The organism is Streptomyces sp. NPDC058663 (genome assembly GCF_042716745.1).
Lineage (GTDB): Bacteria > Actinomycetota > Actinomycetes > Streptomycetales > Streptomycetaceae > Streptomyces.
The window spans coordinates 68,379-93,995 of sequence record NZ_JBHXRV010000008.1 but is presented as its reverse complement, the minus strand read 5'-3'; the positions used below and the strand labels follow the sequence as shown (position 1 = coordinate 93,995).

The window sequence follows — 25,617 nt, the reverse complement described above, 5'->3', positions numbered from 1 at the left end:
CGGGTCCCCGCGGGGGTGGGGCGGGACGGCACCTCGGCCGATGCGGCGGAGGTGTCAGCCTGTTGGTCTCAGCCTGTTGCCTTCATCCTGTTGAGGGAGAGCAGGATCACCGCTGACCGTGACCGTCAGACCCCGGGGGCACACAGGATGAATGAGCGATTCACCGGCTGGGACAGGCTGGCTGAGCGGTGGGGTCTGAGCGGCCTGGAACCAGTCGGTCAGGGACTGGAGTTCTCCGTTTACCGGGCGTGGGGGCGTGACGGGCTGCCCGTGGCGGTGCGTCTCGCGCACCGGCGGTTCGACTCGAACGCCAACGACCCCCAGGTGGACACCCGGGCCCTGCTCCTGCAGGAGTACGAGATCGCGAGGCACCTGGCCGCCCACGGTCTGCCCGTCCCCGAGCCGAAGGAACTCGTCCTGGCGGACCAGCCGGCGTCCCCCGACGTACTGCTGTCCGCCTATGTCCCCGACGACGGATCGGATCTCGACTCCTTCGCGCTCGGGCAGCTCCTCGCACGGCTTCATCAGGTGCAGCCGCCGCATCTGATGCCCGTCGCGGCGGAGGGAGTCTCTACGGCGCGTGCGATCACCGGCCGAATCGGCCGCCGATGGGCAGAGATCGGCCGCCTCGTCGACGACTGGCCCGACCCGCCGGACACGTCCCTTGCCGCCGCCCGTCTCACGGGCCTGGACGGGGGCAGCCTTGTGCACCTCGATGTCCGCAGCGACAACATCCGGCGACAGCGGGGGCGGACCGTCGCCCTGCTGGACTGGTCGAACGCCCTGATCGGGTCCCCGGCGGTGGAGTTCGGGCGGCTGGTCGAGTACGCCCGCTACCCGGAGAACGAGCTCGACGTGGAAGCGATCCGCAGTGGATACGCGACGACGGCCACGGCTCCGCCCGACAGCGATCCGCTCTCGCTGCTGTGCCGCCTGGACGCGGCGCTGATGCTGGCTCTCGTCTTCCTCTCCGAAGCGCCCGACCCCCGCCGCGGACCGGCGGCAGCCGACCACGCACGAGAGCTCGCGCTCGGGGTGGGCGGCCGACTCGCGTGAACCGTGCCGGGCCCGCTGGACACGGTGGGCCGGAACGATTGTCCGCCCCGCGGTGGGGCCGGTGGAGCAGTGCCGTGGCTGGCCGGAAAGCACAGCTGTTGCCGTGGCGTTGCCGTCATTACGGTGGTGGGCGGCCGATGTGCCGTTGGCCGACGCGGCGGACAGGAGGACGGGTGGACGCGCGGAACACTCAGGGCGACGTCGTCGGAACGGGGGTCACGCGCGGTGAAGCGCTGCGCCCCGCAGGGCAGTTGCAGGCGACCGGGATCGGCGCGGTCGCCGTGCTGCTGTGGGCCTCACTGGCGCTCTTCACCACGCTGACCGGGCGCATACCTCCGTTCCAGCTCACCGCCATGGCGTTCACGGTCGGCGCGGTCATCGGGCTTCCCCGGGCCGTCCGCGGCGGCACGGCGCTCGTGCGCGGGCTGCCCGCCGGTGCCTGGGTGCTCGGGATCGGCGGACTGTTCGGCTACCACTTCTTCTACTTCCTCGCCCTGCGCAACGCCCCGGCGGTCGACGCGGGACTCATCGCCTATCTGTGGCCGCTGCTGATCGTGGTGTTCTCCGCGCTGCTGCCGGGCGAGCGGCTGCGCTGGTGGCACACCGCGGGCGCGCTGCTCGGGCTCGGCGGCACCTTCCTGCTGGTCACCGGTGGGCAGGGGGTCAACCTTCGCGGTGAGTTCCTGCTCGGGTACGCGGCAGCCGCCGTCTGCGCGCTGGTGTGGTCGGCGTACTCGGTGGCCAACCGCCGGTATCCGCAGGTCCCCACGGACATGGTCGCCTTCTTCTGTCTGGCCACCGCGGTGCTCGCGGCCGTATGCCACCTGCTGTTCGAAACCACGGTCCGGCCCGAGGGGTGGCAGTGGCTCGCGGTGCTCGCGCTGGGCCTCGGGCCGGTCGGCGGTGCCTTCTACGTCTGGGACCACGGCACCAAGCACGGCGACATCCGGCTTCTGGGCACCCTCTCGTACTTCGCGCCGCTGCTGTCCACCGCGCTGCTGGTCGCGACCGGGCGGGCTGCCGCGAGCTGGCCCGTCGCCGTCGCCAGCGTGCTGATCGCCGGCGGTGCCATGCTCGCGTCGGCGGACGCCCTGCGCGCGGCGCGCCGCCGCGACTGAGCGGGCCCGGCCACCGACCGCCGTCATGGGGCCGGGCCCGACCGCCGTCACGGGGCCGGGCCCGACCGCCGTCAAGGGCCGGGCCCGGCCACCGGCGAAAGGCTGGGCCCGGCAGGGTCAGGCGTCCACCGGCCAGGTCCCGCGACGGACCATTTCGGTCACCTTGTCCGCGCCGTTGGCACGCACCAGCAGCTCCAGCCGCATCCGCTCGATGTCCTTGGCGCTCCACTTGTCGGTCGCCATGGTCGCCTTCTCGTGCGACCACCCGTTGTCGTAGTGACGTACGACGTAGTCCTTCTGGAACTCCCACATCTTCGTGCCCGGCAGCGGGGTGACGATGAAGGGGTTGGCGTACGCCATGCCGTGGTCCATGAGCGTGACCGCGTAGTCGATGGTCTTCTCGATCTGCTCCAGCGTCTCGATGTACGGCTCGGCACCGGGCCGCTCCGGCGGATTGACGAAGCCGAGCATGAACCCGCCGGTGACCTGGATGCCGTACTCGGTGAAGATCTCCACGATCTCGCCGGTCGCCTGCTGGAAGGCGTTGAGCCGGGGCTTGCCGGACTCGACCAGGCTGTCCTCGTTGGCACTCTCGACCGCGAGGTAGACGCTGTAGCAGCCGCCGTCGGCCATGGCTTTGATCAGGTCCCGGCAGGTGAGCCCGGACCGCATCGCCGCGAGGATGTTGCGGAAGTTGGGGTTGCGCCGCTCGGAATCGGCCATGCTGTCGGCGAACCGCTCGCCCAGGTGCAGCAGGACCAGGTTGAAGAGGCTCAGGCCGCCCTCCTCGACCCACGGCAGGTCGTGCTTGCGCAGCAGTTCGAAGACCCGCATCGCGTACAGCGGATCGTGCAGCAGGTGGTCGTCCTCGATGAGGACCTCGGTGACGCCCTGCTTGGTGATCTCTGCGAGGTGCAGGTCGAACCAGTCGGTGCCCAGGGCCCGCCACGGGCCGTTCACCATCGGGATGTAGCAGAAGTCGCAGCCGACGTTGCAGCCGATGGTCGAGAAGATCTGGGCCCAGGACCCGTGGTCGCGCACCCGCTTGCCCGAGGAGTGGTAGCCCTGCTGGTACTGGCTCATGTCCAGCATTCCGAAGTCCGGCAGCGGCATCATGCCGAGCCGTTGGTCCAGCCCCTGCCGCTTGGGCAGGATGCGCATGTACGGCGACATCGCGCTCGTCCGGACCACGGCACCGTCCGCGCGCCGATAGGCGATGCCCGGTACCGCGTCGAGGTCACCGTCCTCCTCGGTCAGAGCCCGCAGGAGAGCGGTGAAGGTCTGGTCCGCCTCGTTGATGACCACGTGATCGAACGGGGAGTCCGGCACGGCGTACCGCCAGTCGCCGCTGGGGTGTGCGCCGCCCGTAACGGTCACGATCGCCGGATCGATGTCCTTGACCAGGTCGGCGAGGGCGCGCGCGTTGCCCCACTGGACGGTGTAGATGCACTGCACGCCGACGACGTCCGGCTCGAACTCCTCGATGAGCTTGCGGAGTTGCGCGTCGTCCAGACCGTAGCGGACAAGGCTGCTGCCGCCCCCGAGGTCGACGAGCCGGTGCTCCTGTTCCCAGCCGGCGAACGGGGAGTCGACGATACGGACGTCGAAGCCGGCGAGGCGGGCGTTGGCCGCGATGCGCAGCAGCCCGATCGGGGTGCCCGCCCGCTTCATGACCTCGAAGGTGTCCAGTCCGAGCGACCGGAAGCTGCTCCCCTGGGGTGAGGGCTCCACGACGCGGGTGTAGGAAGGCACGAGCAGCAGAACGCGGGGGGCTTCGCCCCGGTCGCGCCGCCGGGTGCCGGACCGCGACGTACGCAGAGAGGGCCGGCCCAGATGCCGCAGCGGCGGCCGCTGCGGGGCACTGGAGAACATGACCGTGGGATCTTCGACGACCAGGGGTGAATGGGAACCAGTTCGCGTCACGAGCGCTCCAACTGTCCGATTCGAACGGAGAATTCGTGTCGAGCGTCACCTACTTCCCCCCTTCCGGCCAGTCCTCCACGGGTAAATGGCGTGAACCGCCGCATGGGGCCGTGAGGGCCGAGAGGTTCCCGCACACCGGAGCCGGAAAATCCCCTTCGGTAGCGGCGAACTGTCGCCGTGCCCGGGCGCGGGCGTGCGCCAGGGACGGCCGGGACGGCCGGCACGACCGCGTCGTACGGACAGGGGGAGCCGGCCGGCACGACCGGAGCGCCGTACGGACACGGGGTTTCAGTCGTCCAGGAGCCCCGGTGGGGCGCACGGGGGCACGGGCCGGATTCCGGGGCTGCGCCGAGTGCTCGTGGGCGGCACGCAGTGCGCTGGCGCGCCCGTACGGCCGCCCTGTGTTTCGCACGGGGACGGTCCTCCAATGGGTCGGGAACACGGAACCGCGAGAGGAGCACAGAAGTGATCAACACGTCCGAGACTCTGGCCCTGCAGACGATCGAGAGCTTCCTCACCCCCGACGAGACCGCCCAGGTCACCAAGATCGTCGACGACCAGCTGGCCGTCACCGGCTGGGTGCCGGCCCGCCCCAGTGAGGGGCTCGCCGTCGCCGCCGCCGTACAGGAGATCCTGAACGCTGCGATCGACCGTGCCATGCCCGTCATCCGCCGGGCGTTCCCGTCCGCCCAATCCGTCGCCCCGTGGCTCTACCACGACCTCAAACCCGGTGACCGGATCCGCTCGCACGTTCACGGGATGGGGGATCCGGACGAGCGTCCCGTCCGGCTGGGCAGGGTGGTGTTCAACCTCCAGGAGGCCGAGAGCGGCGGCGAGTTCTACCTCGACACCAGTGCGTGCGAGGACCTGTGGACCGGCCGTACCACGAAGGCCGACGACGTGTTCCAGTCCGGCACCCGGCTGGTGCACGAGATCACCGCCCGATCCGGCCCCCTCTCGCTCGACGACATCGCCGCCACGCGGTGGCTGTGCCGCCCGCCGGCCGGGACCACCCTGGTGTACGGGGCGCAGCTGATCCACGGGGTCACGCCGGTCACCGCGGGACGGGCCCGCAAACTCATCACCGATCTGTGCGCCGGACCGGCCGGGCCCTCGCTCCTGGCGAGGCCGCACGCGCCGGAGGTGCGGTCCCCGCACTGAGCGCCGCCAGCCCCTGTTCCAGCACGGCGAGGGCGGAATCGGCGGGCACCAGAAGAGCGGCGGCGGGCAGCCTGGTCAGCCACGCGCGTACCGCGGGGGCGTGCGCGGGCGTCAGCCCGAGCACCGCGCGGTGGGCTCCGGAGGTGTACGGGCCGGGGTAGCCGGGGTTCGCGGTGAACGCCGTCAGGGTCGTGCCGGGCGGGGGCGGCGGGAGCGCGGTGCCGTTGGGCACCGGCACCTCCAGCGCGGCACGGACGGCGTGGGTCCGCTCCGGCAGCCGTCCGTGCAGCACGGCGTCCGCGTGCGCCCGGTGCGGATCGGTGCCGGTGGCGGCCCAGCTCATGTTGGACACACCGCCGAGCCGGCCGTTGATCTCGATCAGGCGGAGCTGCCCGTCGCGGGTGACCGCGAAGTCCAGCTGCCACGGTCCCCACGGCGACGTCCCGACGATGTCCCGCACCAGCGCGCTCAAGGCGTGACGGGCCGGAGCGGGCAGGACGGCGGGCTGTACCCGGGCCCGCCGCCCCGGGGCGCAGTCGCCGTCGAGGGGGCCGAGTGCGGCGACGGGCCAGCAGACCGTGCCGGAGGGGAGGGTGAGCAGCTCGATGGCGAACTCCGCGCCCTGGAGAGCCTCTTGAACCAGTACCGGGTACGTGAGGACGTCACGGAGCGCGGTGAGGCCGGAGGACCCACGGACGAAGTGCCGGCCCGCGAAGGACTCGCTGCGTGCCTCCTTGACCAGCAGGGGAAAGCCCACCCGCCGGGCGGCCTCGCCCAGTTGACCCGGATGCTCGCACACGGTCCCGGTGGGTACGGGCCATCCGCGCCGGACCGCCTGTCGGTGCAGGGCCACCTTGTCGCACGCCAGTGCGGCGAACGCCTCCGAGTGGACCGGCATCCGCCGGCCGCCGGCCGAGTGGCCGACCCGTGCGTACAGCGCGAGCAGTTGCTCCTGGCCGGGGGATGCCATGGCGGGCACCACGGTGTCCGCCCGGTGCTGGTCGAGGAGGGCACGCAGGGACGCCTCCGTGAGGCCGCGCGGCAACAGGGCGCAGCTCACCCTGGAGTCCAGGAAACCCGTGAGGTCGGTGTGCCCCAGCACCGTCACCTGCGCGCCGGACCGCAGAAGAGCGGGCACGAGCCTGTCCGCCCGGAACTCCCCCAGCACCAGAACACGTGTCATGGCTCTCCCTTCCGCAGCAACCCTTGCGCATGACCGACCTCCCGGACGTGACTACCGTCCAGGCGCACATCTGCATGCATCTTGACCAACCATCAGATGACGAACCGTCAAGAGGTGTACGAAAGTTGCTCCTCCCCTCCGCGCGACGACATCCGCCCCTGCCTCCCGACGGGGGCTCCGAGCACTGGCTGCTCTCCACTCCCCGCCTGACCCTGGCCGCTTCCCGCGAAGGCGACAGACTGCCGACGACCACCGGTCCCGGCCAGTTCCGCTCCCTGGCCCGGTCCGCGGAACTGGCCCTGGGCACGAGCCCGCCGGGCACCGCCGTCGTGGGGGCCGTCCCCTTCGACGAGAGCGCGCCCGCCCATCTTCTCCTGACGCGCCTCCTGCGCCACACCCACCGGCCCGGCAGCCGCCCGCAAACCCTGCGCGCTCTCCAGCCGGAGTGCGCCCCCGGGCGGACGCCCGTTTCCGCTGCCCTCGCCGCTCCGTGCGCCGGGCCCCCGGAGTCGCCGGTGTACGAGCCCACGCCCCGCGCCTACCGGGCCGCTGTCCGCGAGGCCCTGGCCGCGATCGATTCAGGCACCGTGTCCAAGGTCGTGCTGGCGCGCACCCTGCGCATTCCCCTGCCGGACAGCGGTTCGCCCCGGCAGCTGGCAGCGGCCCTGCTCACCGCGCTCGCCCGCCGCGAACCCGCCGCGCACCTCTTCTCCGTCTCCCTGCCCTGCCCGTCCGCGTGCCGGGAGGCCCCGGTCCTCGTCGGCGCGACACCGGAGACCCTTCTGAGACGGACCGGCGACCTGCTCACCCTCACACCCCTCGCAGGCACCGCACCCCGTGACCCCGATCCCGCGCTGGACCGGGAGCTGGCCACCGCACTCCTGCGATCCGCCAAGGACCACGCCGAGCACCGGCACGTCACCGACACCCTCCGACGCCTCCTGGAGCCGCTGTGCCGGACGCTCGACATCCCGGCAGCTCCCCGCCTGTACGCCACCGGACGCCTGTGGCACCTGGCCACCCCGATCCGGGCGCGACTGCGCCTTCCCGCCCCTTCGTCCCTGGCGCTGGCCTGCGCCCTGCACCCCACCCCCGCCGTCTGCGGCACGCCCACCACCCGCGCGGCCGCCCTCCTGAGCGCCCTGGAGCCCCTACCCCGCCGCTATTACTCCGGCCTGGTCGGCTGGATGGACCAGAAGGGAGACGGCCACTGGGTCATCGCCCTGCGGTGCGGCGAGGCCCGCAGGGGAGAGCTGCGCCTCTACGCGGGGGCGGGCATCGTCGAAGGGTCCTCGCCCGACGCCGAGTCGGCGGAAACCGAAGCGAAGCTCGCCACCATGCGCGACGCGCTCGACGACACCCGCGCCGCCATGCCTCCGCACCTCACTCCGACGGGAGCACCCCGGTGACCGAAACCCCCCACCCGCACTTGAAGACCGTCCCCCTCACCCGCGAGCTGTACGACTACCTGGTGGACCAGGGCGAACCCCCGACCCCCGTCCAGCAGTGGATCGCGGCACGGACCCAGGCCCTCGGGCCGCCGGCCTTCATGCGCGTACCGCACGAACAAGCCACCCTGCTGACCCTCCTCGCCCGCCTCGTGAACGCGCGGAACATCGTCGAGGTGGGCACCTTCACCGGCTACTCCACCCTGGCTCTGGCAACCGGCCTGAGCCCCGGCGGAACGATCCTGACCTGCGACATCTCCGAGGAATGGACATCCGTCGCGCGCAAGGCGTGGCAAGACGCCGGAGTCGGGGACCGCATCGACCTCCGGATCGGTCCCGCCCTGGAGACCGTGGCCGCCCTGCCGGCACGCGAGGACATCGACCTCGTCTTCCTCGACGCCGACAAACCCCACTACTGCCAGTACTGGGACCTCCTCGTACCGCGCCTTCGCCCCGGCGGACTGCTCATCGCCGACAACGTGCTCCAGCAGGGACGCGTCCACCTGCCGCACGCAGGCGGGAACGTACGCGCCGTGCGCGAGTTCAACGCTCATGTACGGGCCGATCCGCGCGTCGAGTCCGTGCTGCTGCCGGTGGCCGACGGGCTGACCCTCGCCCGCAGACGATCCGAGCCCGCGTAGAGCGATCCGGCACCAACAGGCACAGCGGAGTCCGGCATCCGGTGGGGACGAGAGGCAGGCACACGTGGAACCAGAGACCGAGGTGCTCGTCGTGGGTGCCGGACCCACCGGCCTGCTGCTCGCCGCCGAACTCGCGCTCGCCGGCGTACGGACCGACGTCGTCGAACGCCGCACCCGCCCGCAGCGCAACTCACGTGCGCTCAACCTGCACCCGCGCAGCCTGGAGCTGATGGACCAACGCGGCCTCGCCGAACGGTTCCTGGCGGTTGGCCGGACCGTACCCGGCTGGCAGTTCGCCGCGACCCTGCGCACCCCCCTCGACTTCTCCGTGCTCTCCTCCTCGCAGCCGCACGCCCTGCTGCTGGCCCAGTCGCGAACCGAGGCGCTGCTGGAGGAGCGGGCCCTCGAACTCGGTGCCCGCATCCACCGCGGACACGAAGTGCGGGCGTTGAGTGTCAAGGACGACAGCGTCGAGGTGGAACTGCGCGGTCCTTCCGGGCCGCGCCCGATGCTGGCCGCATACGTGGCAGGCTGCGACGGCGCCCGCAGCACCGTCCGCCGTGCCGCCGGCATTGCCTTCCCCGGCACCGACGAGTCGTTCACGGCCATGGTGGGCGACTTCGCCACCGCCGACCACGCGCACCTCGACCGCGCCAGGCAGCACGGCGTCCTCGTCTCCCGGCTGGAACCCGGCCTGACCCGGTTCGTGCTCATGGACCCCGCACGCATGAGAATCCCCTCCACCACACCCGTCACCCCCGCCGAGTTCCGCACCTCGCTCCAGGACGTGTGCGGCACCGACTGCGGCATCGGGAACCCGACGTGGCTGTCCCGCTTCGGCAACGCCACCCGCCTCGCCGAGCGCTACCGCTCCGGCCGTCTCCTCCTCGTCGGCGACGCCGCGCACATCCACTTCCCCGTGGGCGCCCAGGGCCTGAACACCGGTCTCCAGGACGCGATGAATCTCGGCTGGAAACTGGCGGGCTGCCTCCACGGGTGGGCCGCCCCGGGCCTGCTCGACTCCTATGACGCCGAACGCCGACCGGTCGGCCGGGCCGTCACGGAACGCACCGAGGCCCAGACGCTCCTCGTCGAACTGCCCCTGGTCGAACGCTACCGCCGCCCCGCCAAGCTGCTGTGCGAGCTGCTCGACACCCTTCTCGCCCTGCCCGAGGCCAACCGGCACCTCGCCGGCCGGCTCTCCGCGCTCGACACCGTCTACCCGCCCGCCACCCCCGCCGCGCACCCCCTGACGGGCCGCCGCTTGCCGGACCTGCCGCTCACCCTCCCGGACGGACGTGTCTCGCGTACTTACGACCTGCTCCACGACGGACGGTTCCTCCTGCTGGAACTGGCCGGCGACCATGCGCACTTCGCTGCCCCGGAGCACGTCACGGCGGTGACCGCACGGACGCCGCGTCCCGGCTCCGCTTCCGGCTCCACGCCCGGCTCCGCTTCCGCGCCCGGCTCCGGCATCGGCGACACCGTCGAACTCCTCGTCCGCCCGGACGGACACATCGCCTGGGCCACCGACACCACGGACCCCGGCGCGCGCGGCGCCGAGCGGACCGACGCCATGCGGGAATGGATGCGGCTGTCTCCCCTCGACCGAGGGGGCGAGGACCTCACACGGTTCACCGAGGGCGGCACCACCGAATCGGGGGCCGGGCCGTCATGAGGGACCAGAGGGACTGGAAAACGGAGTTGGGGCCAGGAAGCGGCGGCAGTGCGAGGACTGCCGTCATGGACGATGGGGGTGAGCACGGCATTGGTCCCTCCAGGTGCGATGCTGGCGGCCTGTGACTGCTGACGTACCGAAAGGCATCTGACCTGTGGAAACAAGCGACACTTGGGAATCGCGCCGCGCCCCGGGCGAGAACCCGCCGCCCACGTCCGGCCCCGCGCCGACCGTGGCGAAGTTCCTGCTCAAGCACGAGGAGTTCGCCGATCTGACCCACGAGGTCACCCCTGCGATCCGGCACTGGCTGAAGGCCGCCCTGGCGCACTGAGTCCACGGCCATCCCACTCCACCCCACCGGCGCCCCGTCCCTGCCCGCCGGTACCGGGCGGTACTGGCACCCGGCACGTCCGTAATCCTCCGGCCTACCGCACGGCGGCCGGTGAGGAGCCGCCCGGGACCGTCAGGCGGGCGGTGCCGGTGCCGTCCGCGGGGGCCGACCAGATGTCGCTCCTGCGTCCTTCGCTTCCCGGCAGGGCGTAGCCCAGGGTGGTGTCGTCCAGCCAGGCCGCCTGGTCGTCGACGCTGCGGGTGTCGGCGACCGGGTGCTCGCGCAGGGTGGCGAGGTCGAGGACGTACAGCCGCCAGGGTGCCTCGGAGTCGTCGGACACCCTTTTCTTGAAGGCGAGCCGGGTGTTGTCGGGCGACAGCGAGGGGCATTCGGCGTTCTTGCGCAGTGCCTTGGCCTGCCACTTCCGCAGGTCGCCCTCGACGAGATACGTGCTGCCCCTGGAGGAGACGGTGGCGTAGAAGCGGTTGTCGTCGCGGGCGAAGGTGACGCCCCAGAAGTTGACGTCGGCGGAGTGGTAGCGGGCCCCGTCGACGGTCAGCGGGATCTCCTCGATCGACTTGACCAGATAGCCGGTGCGCAGGTCCAGGATCGCGGTACGGGTGGAGAACGCCGTGGTGTTGTAGGAGTCGCCGGTGGCGAACGTCGTCCAGGACAGCACCTGGCCCGACGCGGACACCCGCGCCCGGTTGGGGATGCCGGCGACGGTCACCCGGCGGATCTCCTTCAACTGCCGGTCGAGTACGAGGGCCTGGGTGCGGGCGGGCACTCCGGGAAGCTTCCGCAGACACAGGGCGCGCGGCCCCGCCGCGTAGAACCGGTCGCAGGAGGGGCCGCCCGTCACGCGCGCCGCCGCGCCGCCGGGCTGCCGTGCGACCCGCCCGGTGGCCGCGTCCCGGAAGTAGAGCCCGGGTGCGGACAGGGTGAACGAGGCGTCGGTGTGCGCCTGTTGCTGCGGCAGCTCGCGTTGGCGCGCGTGCAGGACGTATCCCAGGGAACCGCCGCCGAGGAGGAGTACGGCGGCGACGACGAGGACGAGGCGGAGTTGCCGGGTGCGGGGGTTCATGACGCCTCCGAGGCGGGGGAGGAGGGTGGGGACGGGGTGGCGGCCCGAGCGGGCAGGACGCGCCAGGCGGCGGCCAGCGCGGCAGCCAGCGCGAGTGCCGCCACCCACAGGGCGCTCTCCTGGCCCCAGAAGGTCCAGGCCGCCCCGAATCCGGCGGCGCCGACGAGCCGGGCCAGGGCCTGGCCCGTCTGCAGGATCGCGAACCCGCTCGCCCTGCCGCGCGCCGGCAGCACGGGGCCGGCGAGCGCCATCAGGACGCCGTCGGTGGCGGCGTAGAAGATCCCGAGCAGCGCCAGGACGACCACGAGAGTGGTCCAGGAGACGGGGGCGAGCAGCACGGCGTACGCGCCGAGCAGCGCGGTGTGCCCGAGCAGGAACGGCAGGCGGCGCCCGGTCCGGTCGGCGATCCGGCCCACCGGCACCGCGAGCAGCAGATAGCCGGCGGCGGCGCCGAGCGGCAGCAGCGGGAACAGGGTGGGCGACAGGTCCAGGGAGCGCTGGAGCAGCAGGTAGAGGAAGGCGTCGCCGATGGTGGCGGCGCCGAGCAGACAGGCCGCGTACAGGACGCGCCGGAAAGCGGGGTCGCGAAGGGGCCTGTGCTTGACGGGTTTCGCGGCGGCGGGCGCCCCGGCCGCGTGGGGTACGTACACCATGAGCAGCAGTACCCCGAACAGGCCGACGCAGAAGCTGACGGCGAACACCGCGTCGTAGGCGTCGGCGGTCGCCCACAGCACCGCGAAGGCGACGAGCGGGCCCAGGAGCGCGCCGGTGGTGTCCATCGCCCGGTGCACGCCGAAGGAGCGGCCGAGTGTTTCCGGCGGGCCGCTGAGGGAGATCAGGGCGTCGCGCGGGGCGGTGCGGATGCCCTTGCCGAGCCGGTCGGCGGCGAGCGACGCGGCGATTCCGGCGGTGGCGCCGCCCGCCAGGAGCAGGCCGAGCCGGGAGAGCGCGGAGAGCAGGTAGCCCGCCCCGGCGACCCGCTTGTGCCGGCCGCCGCGGTCGGCGAGCCGCCCGCCGAGCAGCCGGACGAGCGCCGTCGCGCCGTTGAACAGGCCGTCCAGGAAGCCGAATTGGAGGGGGGAGAGACCGAGTCCCAGGACGAGGTAGAGCGGCAGTACCGCCGTGACCATCTCGGAGGAGATGTCGGTGACGAGGCTGACCGTGCCGAGTGCGAGGACGGCGGGCGGAACGCGCCGCCCGACCCCGGTGGGGTGGGGCGACGCGTCCGGGCGGCCGTTGGCTGCCAAGTACATCAGTGGCAGCTGTACTTCGGGCTGGTGTCCTTCACCTGACCGTCGACGCCGACGTACGACCAGCCGTAGCCGGAGTCGGTGAAGTCCATCTTCAGCACGCCGTAGGGGCCGCTGATCCGCTTCTGGCTGTGGGGCTGGACCTCTTCGATCGGGTACGGCTCGGCGCCGCCCATCCCGCCGACGATCTGCACGATTCCGTCGGCCTTCGCGTTGCCCTCGGGGTCCTGCGGGGCGAAGCGCTCGTAGTGGTGGTCGTGGCCGCCGAGGACGACGTCGGCCTTGGCGCCGTACAGGATCTTCCAGACCGGCTTGGAGACGGGCTCGTTGCCGTGCCCGCCGGAGGAGAAGAGCGGGTGGTGGAAGTAGGCGGCGATGCACTTCTTGCTGTTGGCGGCCAGGTCGGCCTTGAGCCAGTTGATCTGCTCGCTCTTGTCGAAGGAGTTGGAGTCGAGGGCGATGAAGTGCCAGTTGCCCTCGTCGTAGCTGTAGTAGCTCTTGCCCTGCGGGTAGGCGAGGGAGCCGAAGTACGACTTGTATCCGGCGAGCGAACCGGCCGGGTCGTACGTCTCGTGGTTGCCGGGGACAGGGCGGGTCTTCGCCTTGAAGGCGCCCCAGGTCTTGTCGTAGTAGTTGCGGAAGTCGCTGATCCGCGCGTCGTCGTACTGGTTGTCGCCCATCGTCAGATAGAACTTCGGGTTGATCTGCTGGGCGAGCTTCGCGGTCTTGGGGTGTGCGCAGCTGCTGCTGGAGGCCGTGCACTGGGCGGCGATGTCACCGGCCGCGACCACGGTGAAGGCGCCGGTGGGCGGCGGGCCGCCGTCGAGGGTGCCGTAGACCTCGGCCTCGAAGAGCGAGTAGCCGTACGAGGTGCCGCGCGCGGTGCCGTACACGCGCAGGTACCTGCCCTGGCCGGAGAGACCGGTGAGGTCGTCGGTGCCGCCGTTGCCGGCCGTCTCCTGGGCGATCTGGGTCCAGGCGACGCCGTCCGCGGACATCTCGACGCGGTACGCCTTGGCGTAGGCGGCCTCCCAGGTCAGTCTGACCCGCGAGACGGCGGCGGTGGCGCCCAGGTCGACCCGGACCCACTGCGGGTCCGCGCCCTCGGCGCTGGCCCAGCGGGTGGCAGGGTCGCCGTCGAAGGCGTATGTGGCGGCGAGTTCGGAGGTTTCGGTGGACGAGGCGGTGGCGGGCTTGCCGGTCGAGATGACCGGGTCGGCGGCGGCCCCGGCCCGACCGGGCGAGGCGAGCAGCAGTCCGCCGACGAGCGCGAGCACGGCGGCGAACGAGAGGAGGAGCGTGTGGGGGGTGTGTGGTCTGCCGGGGGACGTGGGGAGGTGAGCTGAGATGTTCAGGCGCATACCTGGACTCCCTGGCCTTGGGGGGGCGACGAGAGCTGGACACCGTGCGGAACACCGCCCCGGGCAGGGGGCGGCGGTGCGGCGGCCGGGTCAGAGCTCTCGCTGAGCGCGTCATGCCCATGGCAAGTAGGGCACCGCGCCAAGCCGCCGTCAGGGAGAGTAGTGGATAGGAAGGTTTCCTACCAGTACTTGGACGGAGGCTCTCCGGATACGCCGTCCCGGGCCGGGTGTGCGCCGGCCCAGGTCACGCGTGACCCCAACTGGGCGGGAAATAATCATGAGTTCCGTCTGGTCGCGGGCGTTAGGGTGGCCCGATGACATCGGTGAAACAGTTCCAGGTCACCTTCGACTGCCGGGAACCGGAACGCGTCGCCCGCTTCTGGTGCGAGGTGCTCGGATACGTCGTACCCCCGCCGCCGCAGGGCTTCGACAGCTGGGACGCGTACGATCGCTCCCTGCCGCCGGAGCGGCAGGGAGCGGGGTTCGTCGCCATGGATCCCACCGGCGCGGGCGCGCGGATGTACTTCCAGCGCGTTCCCGAGGGCAAGGCCGTCAAGAACCGGGTGCACCTGGACGTACGGGTCGGCACGGGTCTGGTCGGCGAGGAGCGCGTCGCCGCGCTGGAGGCCGAGTGCGCCCGGCTGGTCGCGCTGGGCGCCGTACGCGGGCAACTGCTCGTGGCCGACGGCTACAACGAGTCGTGCCTCGGGATGCAGGACGTCGAGGGCAACGAGTTCTGCCTGGACTGACTCGGACGCGAGGCACCCGTCCGACTCGGCGACGGCGACGAGCTGCTCCACCGCTTCGGGCCTCGCGGGGCCGCGGCCCCGCGAGGCCCGCGCCCGGTGGTGGTGTTTCAGCGCTGGGCGTGGCGGCGCCACAGGACCGTACCGCCGAGCAGTACGGCGGCCGAGAGGCCTGCCGCGCCCGCGACGAGACCCGGGTTGGGGCCGGACCCGGGGGTGCCGGAGGCTCCCGCGTCGACGGCGCCCGCCGGGGTCCTGTGGCCGTTTGCCTGCGCGGGAGAGACGGCGTGGGAGGTGCGCAGGGGTGCCACGGGGTGGTGCGTGGTCACGCTGTGGTGCGGGGCCACGCTGTGGTGCAGGGGCGCGACGGCGTGGTGGTGGCGCGCGGGAGTCACCGCGTGGTGGCGGGCGGGGGTCACGGTGTGGCGGTGGACGGGGGTCACGGTGTGGTGCCGGGGCACGGTGTGGTGCTTGTTCTTGGGGCCGGTGGCCGTGTCGGCTATCCCGAACTTGATGGAGTCGATCTTCTGGTTGCCGACGTACCCGTCCACCCGGTAGTAGCCGGGCTCGGCGTGCGCATCGACGGTGGCCGTGCCGTACCAGCCGGAGGAGTCCGGCTCGGGGGTGAGGTTCACGGTGCCGCCGAACGCCCCGGACTCGATGCGGGCGGCGCCCTTGAGGTCACCGTTGTCGATGGTGATCTCGACCTGGTCGCCGGGCTTCGCTCCGTCCGTCGACAGGCTCATGGAGGCCTGCGTGGGCGTGGGCGTGGGGTCGGGGCGGGGCGTGGTGTCCGTGTTGACCAGGATGTTCGCGGAGGCCTGCGCACCGGTGTCGCCGTAGTCCGCCACGATCTTCACCGGCAGGGTGCCGATGCCGGCGTTCCGGGAAATGGTCGCGGTACCGGCCCAGGTGGTGCCGGACGCGTCGGTCGGGGCGAGCTGGGTGGTGCCGAACGCGGCGGACGACACGGTGACTCCGCCGGACGCGTTGCCCGAGGTCTTCGCCCTGAGGGTGACGCTCTCCCCGGCGTGGAAACCGGCCGGGTCCGCGGGGGAGGACAGCTGGGCGGACACCTGTGCCTTGTCGGACGGGGTATCCGGGTCCGGGGTGGGGGGCCGGGTGCCGTCCTGCGGGTCGCCCTGCTGGGTCTGGTCGTTCGCCTGGCCCTGCTGGCCCTGCTGGCCCTGCTGGCCCTGCTGGCCCTGCTGGTCGTCGGTGCTCTGCTGTGCCGACACGCTGCCGACCGGCGAAGAGGGGGACGGGGCGTCGGCGAACGCGACGGTGGGCACGGTGAGTGCCGCGGCCGCCACTACGGTGATCGCCGAGGCGGTGAATGCCTTGCGCATGGGGGAACCTCCTTGCACGGTCAGGGAAGCCTCCCTGGCACGGTCTTTCCGAAATCCATGGTGCATCCCTTGTCGTGCCTTCGTTTCGGTCGGTGAAGGCGCCGAATCCAAAGGTCCCGCACCGTATTCCGTGCCTTTTCTCGCCCCTTTGAAGAATTGCGCACAGCCCATTACCAGGACTTTGCGCCAAAGTCGGGCCGAAGGTCCCACGGTGGCGGAGGAGCCCGCCGGGCGGCCCGCGGGCCTTCCCTTCTCGTCCGTCCTGGGCTCGGATGCCGCAATGAGTGGAATGAGCGAAGCGAGGGAGCCGGCGGACCCTCGGTACGGCCCGCCGCGCCGCGGTCTGCCCGAGCCCCCGGCGGTGGGGGCGAGCGCGCTGCCTCCGGCGACGTACCGGGGCAGGAGCGTACTCGTCACCGGGGGCGGGACGGGGCTCGGCAAGGCGATCGCCGCGGAGTTCGCACGGCTCGGCGCCGTCCTGCTGCTCGTCAGCCGCGACGCGGGTCATCTGGCGGACGCACAGGCGGAGTTGGCGGCACTGGGAGCCGGGGTGCGGACGGCGACGTGCGACATCCGCGATCCGGAGCGGATCGCCGGGGTGTTCGCCGAGCACGGCACCCCGGACGTCCTGGTGAACAGCGCGGCCGCGAACTTCCCCGTACCGGCCGAGGACATGTCGCCGAACGCCTGGCGGGCGGTCGTCGACATCACGCTGACCGGGACGTGGTTCATGACCCGCGAATTCGGGCGCCGCCACCTGGCGGCAGGGACCCCGGGGTCGGTGATCTGTGTGGGCGCGTCGTACGCGTGGACCGGCGGCCCGGGTTTCGCGCACAGCTCCGCCGCGAAGGCAGGGGTGAAGAACCTGGTGGAGACGCTGGCCGTCGAGTGGGGGCCGTACGGAATCCAGATCAACGGGCTCGTGCCTGGCCTCATGCCGCACGAGGACATGACGGCGGACATCCGCGACGGCCTGCGGGCGGCGGGGCCATACGCGGCGGGACCACGCGCGGCGGGGCCAGGCATGGCGGGATCACACGCGGCGGGGCCAGGCATGGCGGGACCACGCGCGGCGGGGCCAGGCATGGCGGGATCAGCCATGGCAGGACCGGACAAGACGCGATCGCCGGCGGCACCGCCCGCCCCGCTCCCCGATGCCGGTGAGCCGCCCGCCCCGCTCCCCGATGCCGGTGAGCCGCCCGCCCCAATCCCCGGTCCCGGTGACCGGCCCGGCCCGCTTCCCGGCGCTCTTGCGGACCCGCTCGCCGGTCTCGGCTCCCGGCAGCCCGCGCTCCGGGTCGGTCTGCCGCGCGAGCTGGGCTGGGCGGCGACCTTCCTCGCCTCCCCGTACGCCCGCTACATCACCGGGCACACCCTCGTCGTCGACGGAGCGAACTGGCAGCGCCGCGGGGTGGTGAGCCCGCCGGTGGTCACGGTGCGCGAGCAGCTCGGACGCGGCCCGTTCCGCCCCGAGGGGCTCGGGTAGGAGCCCTCGGGCACCGCTCTGGAAGGAGTCCCCGGTCCTCCCGTCGGCTCACGCTCCCTCGAAGCGGGCCGGGCGCCGCTCCGCCCCCGCCGCGTACCCCTCGGCCGCGTCCTCGGAGGTGAGGGTGAGGGCCGCGGCCAGGGCGGTACGGTCCAGCGCGGAGGCCATCGCCGCGTCCGCGTAGGCATCGATGGCGCGCTTCACGGACTGCACCGCCAGGGGTGCGTTGGCGGCGATCCGGGCCGCGGTGGCGCGGGCCCGCCGATCCAACTCCTCCCGCGCGACGACCTCTTGCAGGAGTCCCAGCCGCTCCGCGGTGGCGGCGTCGATGCGGCGGCCGGTCAGCGCCAGCAGCTTGGCCCAGCCGGCCCCCGCGTCCCGCGCGATGCGCAGGTCGCCGCCGGCGTCCACCGCGACGCCCAGGGTGGCCTCGGGCAGGGCGAAGACGGCGTCGGCCGCGGCGATCCGGATGTCGGCCATCAGCGCCAGCTCGAAACCGAAGCCCAGGCAGTACCCCTGGACGGCGGCGACCACGGGCTGCGGGAGCCGTGCGAAGGCGGCGAACCGTTCGTGCGCCCAGCGAATGCCTTCGTGATAGTTGCGGGTCCGCTGCGCGGGCGAGCGGCCGGTGATCGCACCGCCGGGAGCCGTGACGTCGATGCCGGCGCAGAAGGCCCGCCCCTCCGCCCGCAGCAGCACCACCCTGATGCGGTCGTCGAACCTGATCCGGTCCGCCAGCAGGCCCAACTGGCGGGTGGACTCCCAGCTCCAGGCGTTGAGCCTGGCGGGCCGGCAGAGGGTGACCGTGCCGAGGCCGTCCTCCCCGACGTCCAGCCGCAGCCGCTGCTGCCCTTCAGGGATGTCCGTGCCGATGGTGTCGATCATCCGTCGCCCCTCCCACTGAACTGATGGGGCGTCAGATTAGCGCGGAGAGGCCGGACGGGGCAGCGATGGGGCAGTACGGGTGGCCCGGCACGGGTGGCCCGGCATGGACCGGGCCTGCACGGGTCGGCCCGCATGGGTCCGGCCGGCCCCGGTGGGGCGGCAGTGGGCGGAACCAGCGGCGACCGCGCGATGAGTTCCGGTCCGGGGGAGAGTCGTACCCCACGACACTGCGACCGGGCAGTCGGACGAGGGGAACGCACATGACGGGCGACATCTGGGCGCTGGTGCACGCGGAGCGCACGGCGCTGATCGAAGACCTCACCCGCCTGAGGAGCGAACAGTGGGACGAGCCGTCCCTGTGCGACGGCTGGACGGTGCACGACGTGGCCGCCCACCTGGTCGACAGCGCCCGCACCACCCGCACCGGTTTCGTCGTCGCCCTGGTGCGGGCCCGGTTCGACTTCGACCGGCTGAACGCGCGCGGGATGCGCCGCGAGCGCGGTGCCTCACCCGCGGAAACCCTGGCACGTCTGCGGCAGGTGGCCGGGCGCAGGTCGGCTCCTCCGGCGCCGCTGGACACCCGGCTCGTCGAGGAGGTCGTGCACGGCGAGGACATCCGCAGGCCCCTGGGCGTTACCCACGTCTACCCGGGGGAGGCCGTGAGCAGGGCGCTCCGCCTCCAGGCCCGTACTCCGGCGGCCTTCGGCGGGGCCAAGGAGCTGACCGCCCGCATCCGGCTGACGGCGACGGACACCGGCCTGTCCCTCGGGACGGGCCCGGAGGTCACGGGCCCCGCGCTTGCCCTGCTGTTGGCCGTCTCCGGGCGGCGGGCCGCACTGGACGAGCTCGCCGGTCCCGGAGTGACCATGCTGACGGACTGAGGGATCCATGCGGACAGGCTGAGGGATCACGCAGGCTGGCTGAGGACCACGCAGGCGGGCTGAGGGATCCACACTGACGGCCTGGGGGACGCACGCTGACGGCCTGAGGTGTCCGAGCCGCCGCCGTCAGCCCCCCGAGAGCGATCCCTCTGGGGCCGCGGCCCTGCCGTCGTCCTGCCGCTCGTTGTCCCACGGAGCCTTGCTGTCCTGATCGGGCGGGGTGGCTCTCCCGCGCCCGCGCAGTACGGTCAGCGAGAGGGCGGCGCTGACCAGCGTGATGAGGGCGCAGGCCACGCCGATGGCGTGAAGCCCGTTGGTGTAGGCGGCCCTGGCGGCGGTCAGCAGGGCCTCGGCCGCCTCGGCAGGCAGTTCACGGGTGGCGTTGACCGCGCCCTCCATGCTCGTCGCGGCGGCGTCACCCGCGCCCGAAGGGGTGCCGGTGGGAGGTGCGAGCGTCCCGCGGTAGACGGCGGCGCCGAGACTGCCGAGCGTGGCGACGCCGAGCGCGTTGCCGAGGTCACCGCTGATGGAGGAGAGGGCCGCCGCGGACCCGCCCCGCTCGGCGGGGGCCGAACCGACGACCATGTGGGTGCCGAGCGACCCGAACGTACCGACGCCGACAAAGATGATCACGAAGCCGGTCAGCAGCAGCGGGGTCCCGCCGACGGGGTCGACGAAGACCAGCATCGCGTATCCCGCCGTTCCGACGAGCAGGGCCGCCCCGATCACGGTGCCGAGCCGGAACCGCTTCGCGAGGATCGGCGCCACCTGCGCGGCGAGTACCGAGGCGACCGCCGCGGGCACCATCCACAGCCCCGCCTCCATCGGCGACATGCCCTCCACCATCTGGAGGAAGCCGGTGATGAACAGGTAGCCACCGCCCGTCCCGAGCATCGACACCATCAGGATCAGCAACGCCGCGGTGAACGCACGCACCCGGAACAGCTTCAGATCGAGCAGCGGGTGTGCCAGCCTGCCCTGCCGCCGTACGAACAGCCAACCGACGGCCAGACCGAGGGCGACCGCGGCGAGCGGCACCGGCCGCAGCCCGTAACGCGCGAGCTCCTTGAGGCCGAAGACGACCGACAGGATCGCCACCAGTGACAGCAGGACGCTGAGCAGGTCGATCCGGCCCGCGTCCGGGTCCTTGTACTCGGGCAGCACGAGCGGCGCGACGATCAGCAGCAGCACCATCACGGGTACTCCGAGCAGGAACACCGAGCCCCACCAGAAGTGTTCGAGCAGCACGCCGCCGACGACGGGGCCAAGTGCCGTACCGCCCATGAAGCAGCCCGCCCACACGGCGATGGCCCGGCCCCGCTGGTGGGGGTCCTGGAACATGGTGCCGATGAGGGCCAGCGTCGACGGCATCAGCGTCGCGGCGGCGACACCGAGCAGCGCGCGGGTGGCGATCAGTCCCTCCGCACTCGTCGAGTACGCGGCCGCCACCGAGGTGAGACCGACCGCGACGGCACCAATCATCAGCAGTCGGCGCCGGCCGATGCGGTCGCCCCAGGTGCCCATGGTGATGAGGAATCCGGCGATCAGAAAGCCGTAGACATCCATGATCCACAGCGTCTGGGTGCCCGTGGGGCGCAGCGCCTCGGCGAGATGCGGCAGGGCCAGGTAGAGCACGCTCTGGTCGAGGGAGATCAGCAGCGTGGGCAGCGCCAGCACGGCGAGCCCCAGCCATTGCCGCGCACCGGCCTTCGGGGGAGGTGACTTGGGGAGGATCGGAGACATGGGTTTCGGGTTTCCCAACTCTTGTGGAGACCGGCGGGTGCGGTGCGGGTGCGGACGGGGGTGCGGGTGTGCGGGTGTGAGTACGTGTCGGTGGGCGTGTGGACGCGGGGACTGCGGGCGCAGCGGGCCGCGGGCGGGCCCGGGGCGGCGGGTCCCGCCTCGGTGGACTTCACGGTGCGCGGTGCCGCTCCCGGACCTCTCCCGGACTTCTCCCGGCGCTCTCCCGGGCCATCGGGCCGCACCTCAGGTGCTCTCTTGGCTCCCGTTCTTCCGGGCCCCGCTCTCCCGGCCCCGCCCTCTGTCCGCTCCCGTCCTGTCCGCTCCCGTCCTGTCCGCTCCCGTCCGGGCCGGGACCGGCGGCCGGGGCCGTCGGTTAGCCTGATCGCATGCGTTGGGGGGTACTGGGACCGCTGGAGGTATGGACGGCGGACGGGGCGGAGGTCAGGGTCCCCGAGCTGAAGATCCGTGCCCTGCTCGCCCACCTCCTCGCCCACCGCGGCAGGCCGGTCTCCGCGGACCGGCTGATCGAGGACCTGTGGGGCGGCAGACTCCCCCGCAACCCGCAGGGCGTCCTCCAGACCAAGGTGTGGCAGCTGCGCCGGGTGCTCGAAACCGCCGAACCGGGCGGCCGGTCCCTGGTCGTCTCACGCACCCCGGGGTACGCCCTGCACACCGCTCCCGGCACGGTCGACGCCGACCGCTTCCAGGACTTCCTCGCCCGGGCGCGGTCGACGGCCGAACCCCGCGCCCGCGCCGCCCTGCTGGCGGACGCGCTCGCCCTGTGGCGCGGCCCCGCGTTCACGGGCTTCGCCGACGAGGAGTTCGCCCGCCCCTCTGCCGCGCGGCTGGACGAACAGCGCCTGACCGCTGTCGAGGAACAGGCCGAGCTGCGCCTGGAGCTCGACGAACACGCCTTGCTCGCCGACGAGTTGAGCGACCTGGTCGCCCTGCACCCGCTCCGTGAACGGATGCGCGCCGCGCACCTGCGGGCACTCTGGCTGGCCGGCCGGCAGGGCGAGGCGCTGCGCGGCTACACCGAGCTGCGCACCCGGCTGGCCGACGACCTAGGCGTGGACCCCGGCCCCGAACTGACCGCACTGCACCGGTCGATGCTCGCCCAGGACCGGGCGCCGGCCGCCCGGCCCGCCCCGGTGACCACCGCGGCCCGCCGCCCGGGCAATCTGCCGGCCCCGCTGACCGGACTGATCGGCCGGGACGAGGCGATCGGCGAGCTGCGCACGCTGCTCGGCTCCCACCGCCTGGTCACCCTCACCGGGCCCGGCGGAGTGGGCAAGACCCAGCTCGCCCTGGCCACCGCCGGACAGCTCGGCGACTCCTACCCGGGCGGCACCCACCTCGTGGAACTCGCCGCCCTGGACCCCGCACCACCCACCCCCGAAGCGGCCACCCCGGCCCCAGCCACGTCGGCCTCGGCCACCCCGGCCCCGGCCACGTCCGCCCCCACCACGACGTCTGCCCCGGCCACGACAGCCGTGCCGGCCACGACGCCCGCCCCGGCCACGACAGCCGTGCCGGTGCGATCCGCCGCAGGCCCGGACGCGCACACCGGCGCACAACCTGACGCACCCACCCGCCCGCGCACCGCCGTTGCCGATGCCGTCGGCGCCGTGCTCGGCCTGCGGGACGACGCGTCCCTCCCCGCCGGCCGGCCTCCGGAGCTGGCCGCGCGTGTCGCCCGCGCCCTCGGCGATCGGCCCACCCTGCTCCTGCTCGACAACTGCGAACACGTCGCCGTCCCCGTGGCCGAACTCGCCGCGCACCTCCTCAAGGAGGTCCCTACGCTGCGCATCCTCGCCACCAGCCAGGTGCCGCTCGGACTCACCGGCGAACGCCTCGAAGAGGTGCGCCCGTTGCGCCGGCCCGCCGACACCACCGGCCTGACCCCGGAGGAGTCACGCGAGTTCAGCGCGGTGGAGCTCTTCGTGGCCCGCGCCACGGCCTCGGCGCCACGCTTCACCTTCGACGCCGACAGCCTCGAGGCGGTGGTGTCGATCTGCCGGCGCCTGGACGGCATCCCGCTGGCCCTGGAGATGGCCGCCACCCGCGTACGGGCCCTGGGAGTCCACGAGCTGGACGCGCGGCTCGACGACCGCTTCCACCTTCTGCGGACAGGCTCACGCGACGCCCCGGCACGCCAGCGCACCCTGCGCGCGGTGATCGACTGGAGCTGGGAACTCCTCGGCCCCCGTGAACAGGCCGTCCTGCGGCGCCTGGCCGTGCACGCCGACGGCTGCACACTCGCCGCCGCCGAAGAACTCTGCGCGGGGGACGGCGTGGACCCCGAGGACGTGCTCGACCTGCTGGCCCGGCTGGTGGACGGCTCGCTGCTCCTGATGACCGACAGCACCCGCTCCGGCGACGGCCCCCGCTACCGGATGCTGGAGTCGGTCGCCGCGTACGCCACGGCACAGCTCGCGCGGTCGGGCGAGACCGCAGCCCTCCAGCAGCGCCACCGCGCCTACTACACGTCCCTGGCCGAGCGGGCGGAGCCGCACCTGCGCGGGCCGGACCAGCGCCACTGGCTGCGCCGCCTCGACGCCGAGCACGCGAACCTGCGCTCCGCGCTCGACGGCGCCCTGCGCACCGGGGACACCACGTGCGCCCTGCGCCTGGTCAACGCCCTCGCCTGGTACTGGAATCTGCGGGGGCGCAACGGCGAAGCCAGACGCTCCCTCACCCAGGCCCTGTCGGCCGCCGCCGCACCGGCCTCCGAGGGCGTACCCGCCGCTCTGGTCGCGCAGGCGTCGGGCTGGCTCGGCGGCTTCCGGCTGCTGCTCAGCGGCAGCGCCGACCCCGTCGGCACCTACCGCGAAGCCCTGCAGCCGTACGAGGACGTCGACGACCCGCTGGGCAGGGCGCGCGCGCAGTGGTTCGTGGCGTCCAACCTGTACGGCATCGGCGACCCGGCACCGAGCAGTCGGCTCATCGAGTCGGCCCTCTCCACGTTCCGCTCGCTCGGAGACCGGTGGGGCACGGCCGCCGCGCTCGCCAGCCGGTCGTTCCACGCGCAGCTGCGCGGAGACCTCGACGCCCAGCGGCGGTACGGCGAGCGCAGTCTCGATCTGTTCCAGGAACTGGGCGACCAGTGGGGCCGGCTCCAGGCGATGGTGCAACTCCAGGGTCTCGCGGAGGTGACCGGCGACTACGAGCGCGCGGGACGGCTGCGCCGCGAAGGGCTGCGGATCGCCGAAGACCTGGAACTCTGGCCCGCGGTGTCCTTCCAGCTCTCCGGCCTGGGCCGGATCGCCCTGCTCACCCGGGACCACCCGCGCGCCCGGCAGTTCCACGAGCGGGCCCGCCGCCTTGCCGTCACCCAGTCGGACAGGTTCGGCGAGCAGTACGCCGAGGTCGGGCTCGGGATGGGGGCGCGCCGTACCGGCGACCTGCACGCCGCCGAAGCCCATCTGCGGCGCGTCCTGGAGATCCACCGGCAGATGGGGTACGAGCCGGAGGTGCCCGCACTGATACTCGCCGAACTCGGCTTCGTCGCCGAGCTGCGCGGCGAGCCGGCCGCCGCCCTGAAACTACAGCTCGACGGGGTGGCGGCGGCCCGCGGCACAGGTGCCCGGTCCCTGGCGCTGGCTCTGGAGGGAGTGGCAGGCGCACGGGCACTGACCGGCGGGACCGAGCAGGCCGAGCACGCCGCACTGCTCCTCGGAGCCGCGGCGGCGGCCCGGCGCTCGGTCGGCACGCCGTTGCCGGAGGGGGAGCGGGACGACGTCGCCCGCATCGAGGCCCGAGCCCGTACCGTCCTGGACGCGGCCCGCTTCGACGCCGCGTACGCCCGGGGCGAGGGCATCCCCCCGGCCGACATCCTCCGGCACCCGGCCCTGACCTCCGGGTAGGCGCCGGGTGGTCCTGACCTCCGGGTAGGTACCGTGCGGTCCCTGACCTTCAGGTAGGGGTGGGCCGGTCTTCTCCAGAGCGGTGTCGAGCAGTTCCCACCGTGGCCGGATCATCAGCGCGGACCGGGTGAACGTCGACGACCGCCGCGCATGCGACGTCGCCCCAAGCTCCCAAGTGGACTCCAACGACCGCAGCCGTACCGCCAGTTCGACCACCTCGACATCACTCGACGCGCGCCATTGCGTCATGCACGGCCGGAGGAACGGCGCCCGCGCGGGCCCGTCCCCCGCCTCCCCTCGCACTCGATGAGGCCGGTCCCGCACACCCCACGGCCGGTCCCGCACACCCCACGGCCGGTCCCGCACACCCCACGGCCGGTCCCGCACACCCCACGGCCGGTCCCGCACACCCCACGGCCGGTCCCGC

The 25,617-nt window shown here is 72.8% G+C and carries 19 protein-coding genes; 11 read left to right on the top strand and 8 right to left on the bottom strand.

The window, feature by feature from the left end; all coding sequences use genetic code 11:
* Positions 1–147 precede the first annotated feature (147 nt).
* The gene (locus tag ACFWVV_RS08045; protein WP_384354739.1) at positions 148–1,056 is read left to right on the top strand and encodes a phosphotransferase family protein; all 909 of its coding nucleotides are present in this window, start codon (positions 148–150) and stop codon (positions 1,054–1,056) included.
* Between the two features lie 173 nt (positions 1,057–1,229).
* Positions 1,230–2,174 carry a DMT family transporter gene (locus ACFWVV_RS08040; RefSeq protein WP_384354737.1) on the top strand — a complete coding sequence of 315 codons (945 nt, stop codon included), beginning with the start codon at positions 1,230–1,232 and terminating at the stop codon, positions 2,172–2,174.
* A gap of 117 nt (positions 2,175–2,291) precedes the next feature.
* Here ACFWVV_RS08040 and ACFWVV_RS08035 read toward each other — a convergent pair whose 3' ends face one another.
* Entirely contained in the window at positions 2,292–4,046 is a 1,755-nt protein-coding gene (locus tag ACFWVV_RS08035) for a B12-binding domain-containing radical SAM protein (RefSeq protein ID WP_384354735.1), read from the bottom strand.
* Between the two features lie 516 nt (positions 4,047–4,562).
* On the opposite strand from ACFWVV_RS08035, the gene ACFWVV_RS08030 reads away from it, so the two are divergent.
* Entirely contained in the window at positions 4,563–5,258 is a 696-nt protein-coding gene (locus ACFWVV_RS08030; RefSeq protein ID WP_384354733.1) for a hypothetical protein, read from the top strand.
* On the opposite strand, the gene ACFWVV_RS08025 is transcribed toward ACFWVV_RS08030, so the two are convergent.
* Complete coding sequence (locus ACFWVV_RS08025) at positions 5,179–6,441, bottom strand: hypothetical protein (RefSeq protein ID WP_384354731.1); 1,263 nt, start codon at positions 6,439–6,441, stop codon at positions 5,179–5,181. The genes ACFWVV_RS08030 and ACFWVV_RS08025 overlap by 80 nt on opposite strands.
* 125 nt (positions 6,442–6,566) lie before the next feature.
* Here ACFWVV_RS08025 and ACFWVV_RS08020 point away from each other — a divergent pair, with 125 nt between their 5' ends.
* From ACFWVV_RS08020 to ACFWVV_RS08005, 4 genes are all read left to right on the top strand, one after another.
* Positions 6,567–7,850: an isochorismate synthase MenF gene (locus ACFWVV_RS08020; protein WP_384354729.1), complete on the top strand. Its 1,284-nt coding sequence runs from the start codon at positions 6,567–6,569 to the stop codon at positions 7,848–7,850.
* The gene (locus tag ACFWVV_RS08015) at positions 7,847–8,530 is read left to right on the top strand and encodes an O-methyltransferase (protein ID WP_384354727.1); all 684 of its coding nucleotides are present in this window, start codon (positions 7,847–7,849) and stop codon (positions 8,528–8,530) included. Before ACFWVV_RS08020 ends, ACFWVV_RS08015 begins: the two co-directional genes overlap by 4 nt.
* Before the next feature lie 64 nt (positions 8,531–8,594).
* A complete protein-coding gene (locus tag ACFWVV_RS08010) occupies positions 8,595–10,208 on the top strand; it encodes an FAD-dependent monooxygenase (protein WP_384354725.1) in 1,614 nt (537 codons plus the stop codon).
* A gap of 154 nt (positions 10,209–10,362) precedes the next feature.
* Entirely contained in the window at positions 10,363–10,539 is a 177-nt protein-coding gene (locus tag ACFWVV_RS08005; protein ID WP_384354723.1) for a hypothetical protein, read from the top strand.
* 94 nt (positions 10,540–10,633) lie between these two features.
* On the opposite strand, the gene ACFWVV_RS08000 is transcribed toward ACFWVV_RS08005, so the two are convergent.
* From ACFWVV_RS08000 to ACFWVV_RS07990, 3 genes are read right to left on the bottom strand one after another with little or no spacing between them, the layout of a single operon-like run.
* Complete coding sequence (locus ACFWVV_RS08000; protein ID WP_384354721.1) at positions 10,634–11,623, bottom strand: TolB family protein; 990 nt, start codon at positions 11,621–11,623, stop codon at positions 10,634–10,636.
* Positions 11,620–12,876, bottom strand: a complete 1,257-nt coding sequence (locus tag ACFWVV_RS07995; protein WP_384354719.1) for an MFS transporter — start codon at positions 12,874–12,876, stop codon at positions 11,620–11,622. The genes ACFWVV_RS08000 and ACFWVV_RS07995 overlap by 4 nt, the downstream gene beginning before the upstream one ends.
* Complete coding sequence (locus ACFWVV_RS07990; protein ID WP_384354717.1) at positions 12,876–14,234, bottom strand: discoidin domain-containing protein; 1,359 nt, start codon at positions 14,232–14,234, stop codon at positions 12,876–12,878. The genes ACFWVV_RS07995 and ACFWVV_RS07990 overlap by 1 nt, the downstream gene beginning before the upstream one ends.
* A 314-nt stretch (positions 14,235–14,548) precedes the next feature.
* Between ACFWVV_RS07990 and ACFWVV_RS07985 the strand changes: the two genes are divergently transcribed.
* Positions 14,549–14,983: a VOC family protein gene (locus ACFWVV_RS07985; protein WP_384354715.1), complete on the top strand. Its 435-nt coding sequence runs from the start codon at positions 14,549–14,551 to the stop codon at positions 14,981–14,983.
* 107 nt (positions 14,984–15,090) lie between these two features.
* Here the strand turns inward: ACFWVV_RS07985 and ACFWVV_RS07980 are convergent, their stop codons facing one another.
* A complete protein-coding gene (locus ACFWVV_RS07980; RefSeq protein WP_384357929.1) occupies positions 15,091–16,329 on the bottom strand; it encodes a hypothetical protein in 1,239 nt (412 codons plus the stop codon).
* A 289-nt stretch (positions 16,330–16,618) separates the two neighbouring features.
* Between ACFWVV_RS07980 and ACFWVV_RS07975 the strand changes: the two genes are divergently transcribed.
* Positions 16,619–17,815 (top strand): SDR family oxidoreductase, encoded by a 1,197-nt coding sequence (locus ACFWVV_RS07975; RefSeq protein ID WP_384357931.1) that lies wholly within the window; start codon positions 16,619–16,621, stop codon positions 17,813–17,815.
* Between the two features lie 48 nt (positions 17,816–17,863).
* Here the strand turns inward: ACFWVV_RS07975 and ACFWVV_RS07970 are convergent, their stop codons facing one another.
* Positions 17,864–18,700 carry an enoyl-CoA hydratase/isomerase family protein gene (locus ACFWVV_RS07970; protein WP_384357933.1) on the bottom strand — a complete coding sequence of 279 codons (837 nt, stop codon included), beginning with the start codon at positions 18,698–18,700 and terminating at the stop codon, positions 17,864–17,866.
* Positions 18,701–18,960: 260 nt separating this feature from the next.
* On the opposite strand from ACFWVV_RS07970, the gene ACFWVV_RS07965 reads away from it, so the two are divergent.
* On the top strand, positions 18,961–19,581 hold the full coding sequence (locus tag ACFWVV_RS07965) for a maleylpyruvate isomerase family mycothiol-dependent enzyme (protein ID WP_384357935.1): 621 nt from the start codon (positions 18,961–18,963) through the stop codon (positions 19,579–19,581).
* Positions 19,582–19,707: 126 nt separating this feature from the next.
* Here the strand turns inward: ACFWVV_RS07965 and ACFWVV_RS07960 are convergent, their stop codons facing one another.
* The gene (locus ACFWVV_RS07960; protein ID WP_384357937.1) at positions 19,708–21,324 is read right to left on the bottom strand and encodes an MFS transporter; all 1,617 of its coding nucleotides are present in this window, start codon (positions 21,322–21,324) and stop codon (positions 19,708–19,710) included.
* A gap of 386 nt (positions 21,325–21,710) precedes the next feature.
* On the opposite strand from ACFWVV_RS07960, the gene ACFWVV_RS07955 reads away from it, so the two are divergent.
* The gene (locus tag ACFWVV_RS07955) at positions 21,711–25,190 is read left to right on the top strand and encodes a BTAD domain-containing putative transcriptional regulator (RefSeq protein WP_384357938.1); all 3,480 of its coding nucleotides are present in this window, start codon (positions 21,711–21,713) and stop codon (positions 25,188–25,190) included.
* Positions 25,191–25,617 lie beyond the last annotated feature (427 nt).

Excerpts from the sequence above, each read along its gene's own strand:
- ACFWVV_RS07980 (WP_384357929.1), bottom strand. The coding sequence starts at position 16,329 with ATGCGCAAGGCATTCACCGCCTCGGCGATCACCGTAGTGGCGGCCGCG.
- ACFWVV_RS07960 (WP_384357937.1), bottom strand. The coding sequence starts at position 21,324 with ATGTCTCCGATCCTCCCCAAGTCACCTCCCCCGAAGGCCGGTGCGCGG.
- ACFWVV_RS08045 (WP_384354739.1), top strand. The coding sequence starts at position 148 with ATGAATGAGCGATTCACCGGCTGGGACAGGCTGGCTGAGCGGTGGGGT.
- ACFWVV_RS08000 (WP_384354721.1), bottom strand. The coding sequence starts at position 11,623 with ATGAACCCCCGCACCCGGCAACTCCGCCTCGTCCTCGTCGTCGCCGCC.
- ACFWVV_RS07990 (WP_384354717.1), bottom strand. The coding sequence starts at position 14,234 with ATGCGCCTGAACATCTCAGCTCACCTCCCCACGTCCCCCGGCAGACCA.
- ACFWVV_RS08025 (WP_384354731.1), bottom strand. The coding sequence starts at position 6,441 with ATGACACGTGTTCTGGTGCTGGGGGAGTTCCGGGCGGACAGGCTCGTG.
- ACFWVV_RS07985 (WP_384354715.1), top strand. The coding sequence starts at position 14,549 with ATGACATCGGTGAAACAGTTCCAGGTCACCTTCGACTGCCGGGAACCG.
- ACFWVV_RS07970 (WP_384357933.1), bottom strand. The coding sequence starts at position 18,700 with ATGATCGACACCATCGGCACGGACATCCCTGAAGGGCAGCAGCGGCTG.
- ACFWVV_RS07955 (WP_384357938.1), top strand. The coding sequence starts at position 21,711 with ATGCGTTGGGGGGTACTGGGACCGCTGGAGGTATGGACGGCGGACGGG.
- ACFWVV_RS07995 (WP_384354719.1), bottom strand. The coding sequence starts at position 12,876 with ATGTACTTGGCAGCCAACGGCCGCCCGGACGCGTCGCCCCACCCCACC.
- ACFWVV_RS07975 (WP_384357931.1), top strand. The coding sequence starts at position 16,619 with ATGAGCGAAGCGAGGGAGCCGGCGGACCCTCGGTACGGCCCGCCGCGC.
- ACFWVV_RS08035 (WP_384354735.1), bottom strand. The coding sequence starts at position 4,046 with ATGTTCTCCAGTGCCCCGCAGCGGCCGCCGCTGCGGCATCTGGGCCGG.
- ACFWVV_RS07965 (WP_384357935.1), top strand. The coding sequence starts at position 18,961 with ATGACGGGCGACATCTGGGCGCTGGTGCACGCGGAGCGCACGGCGCTG.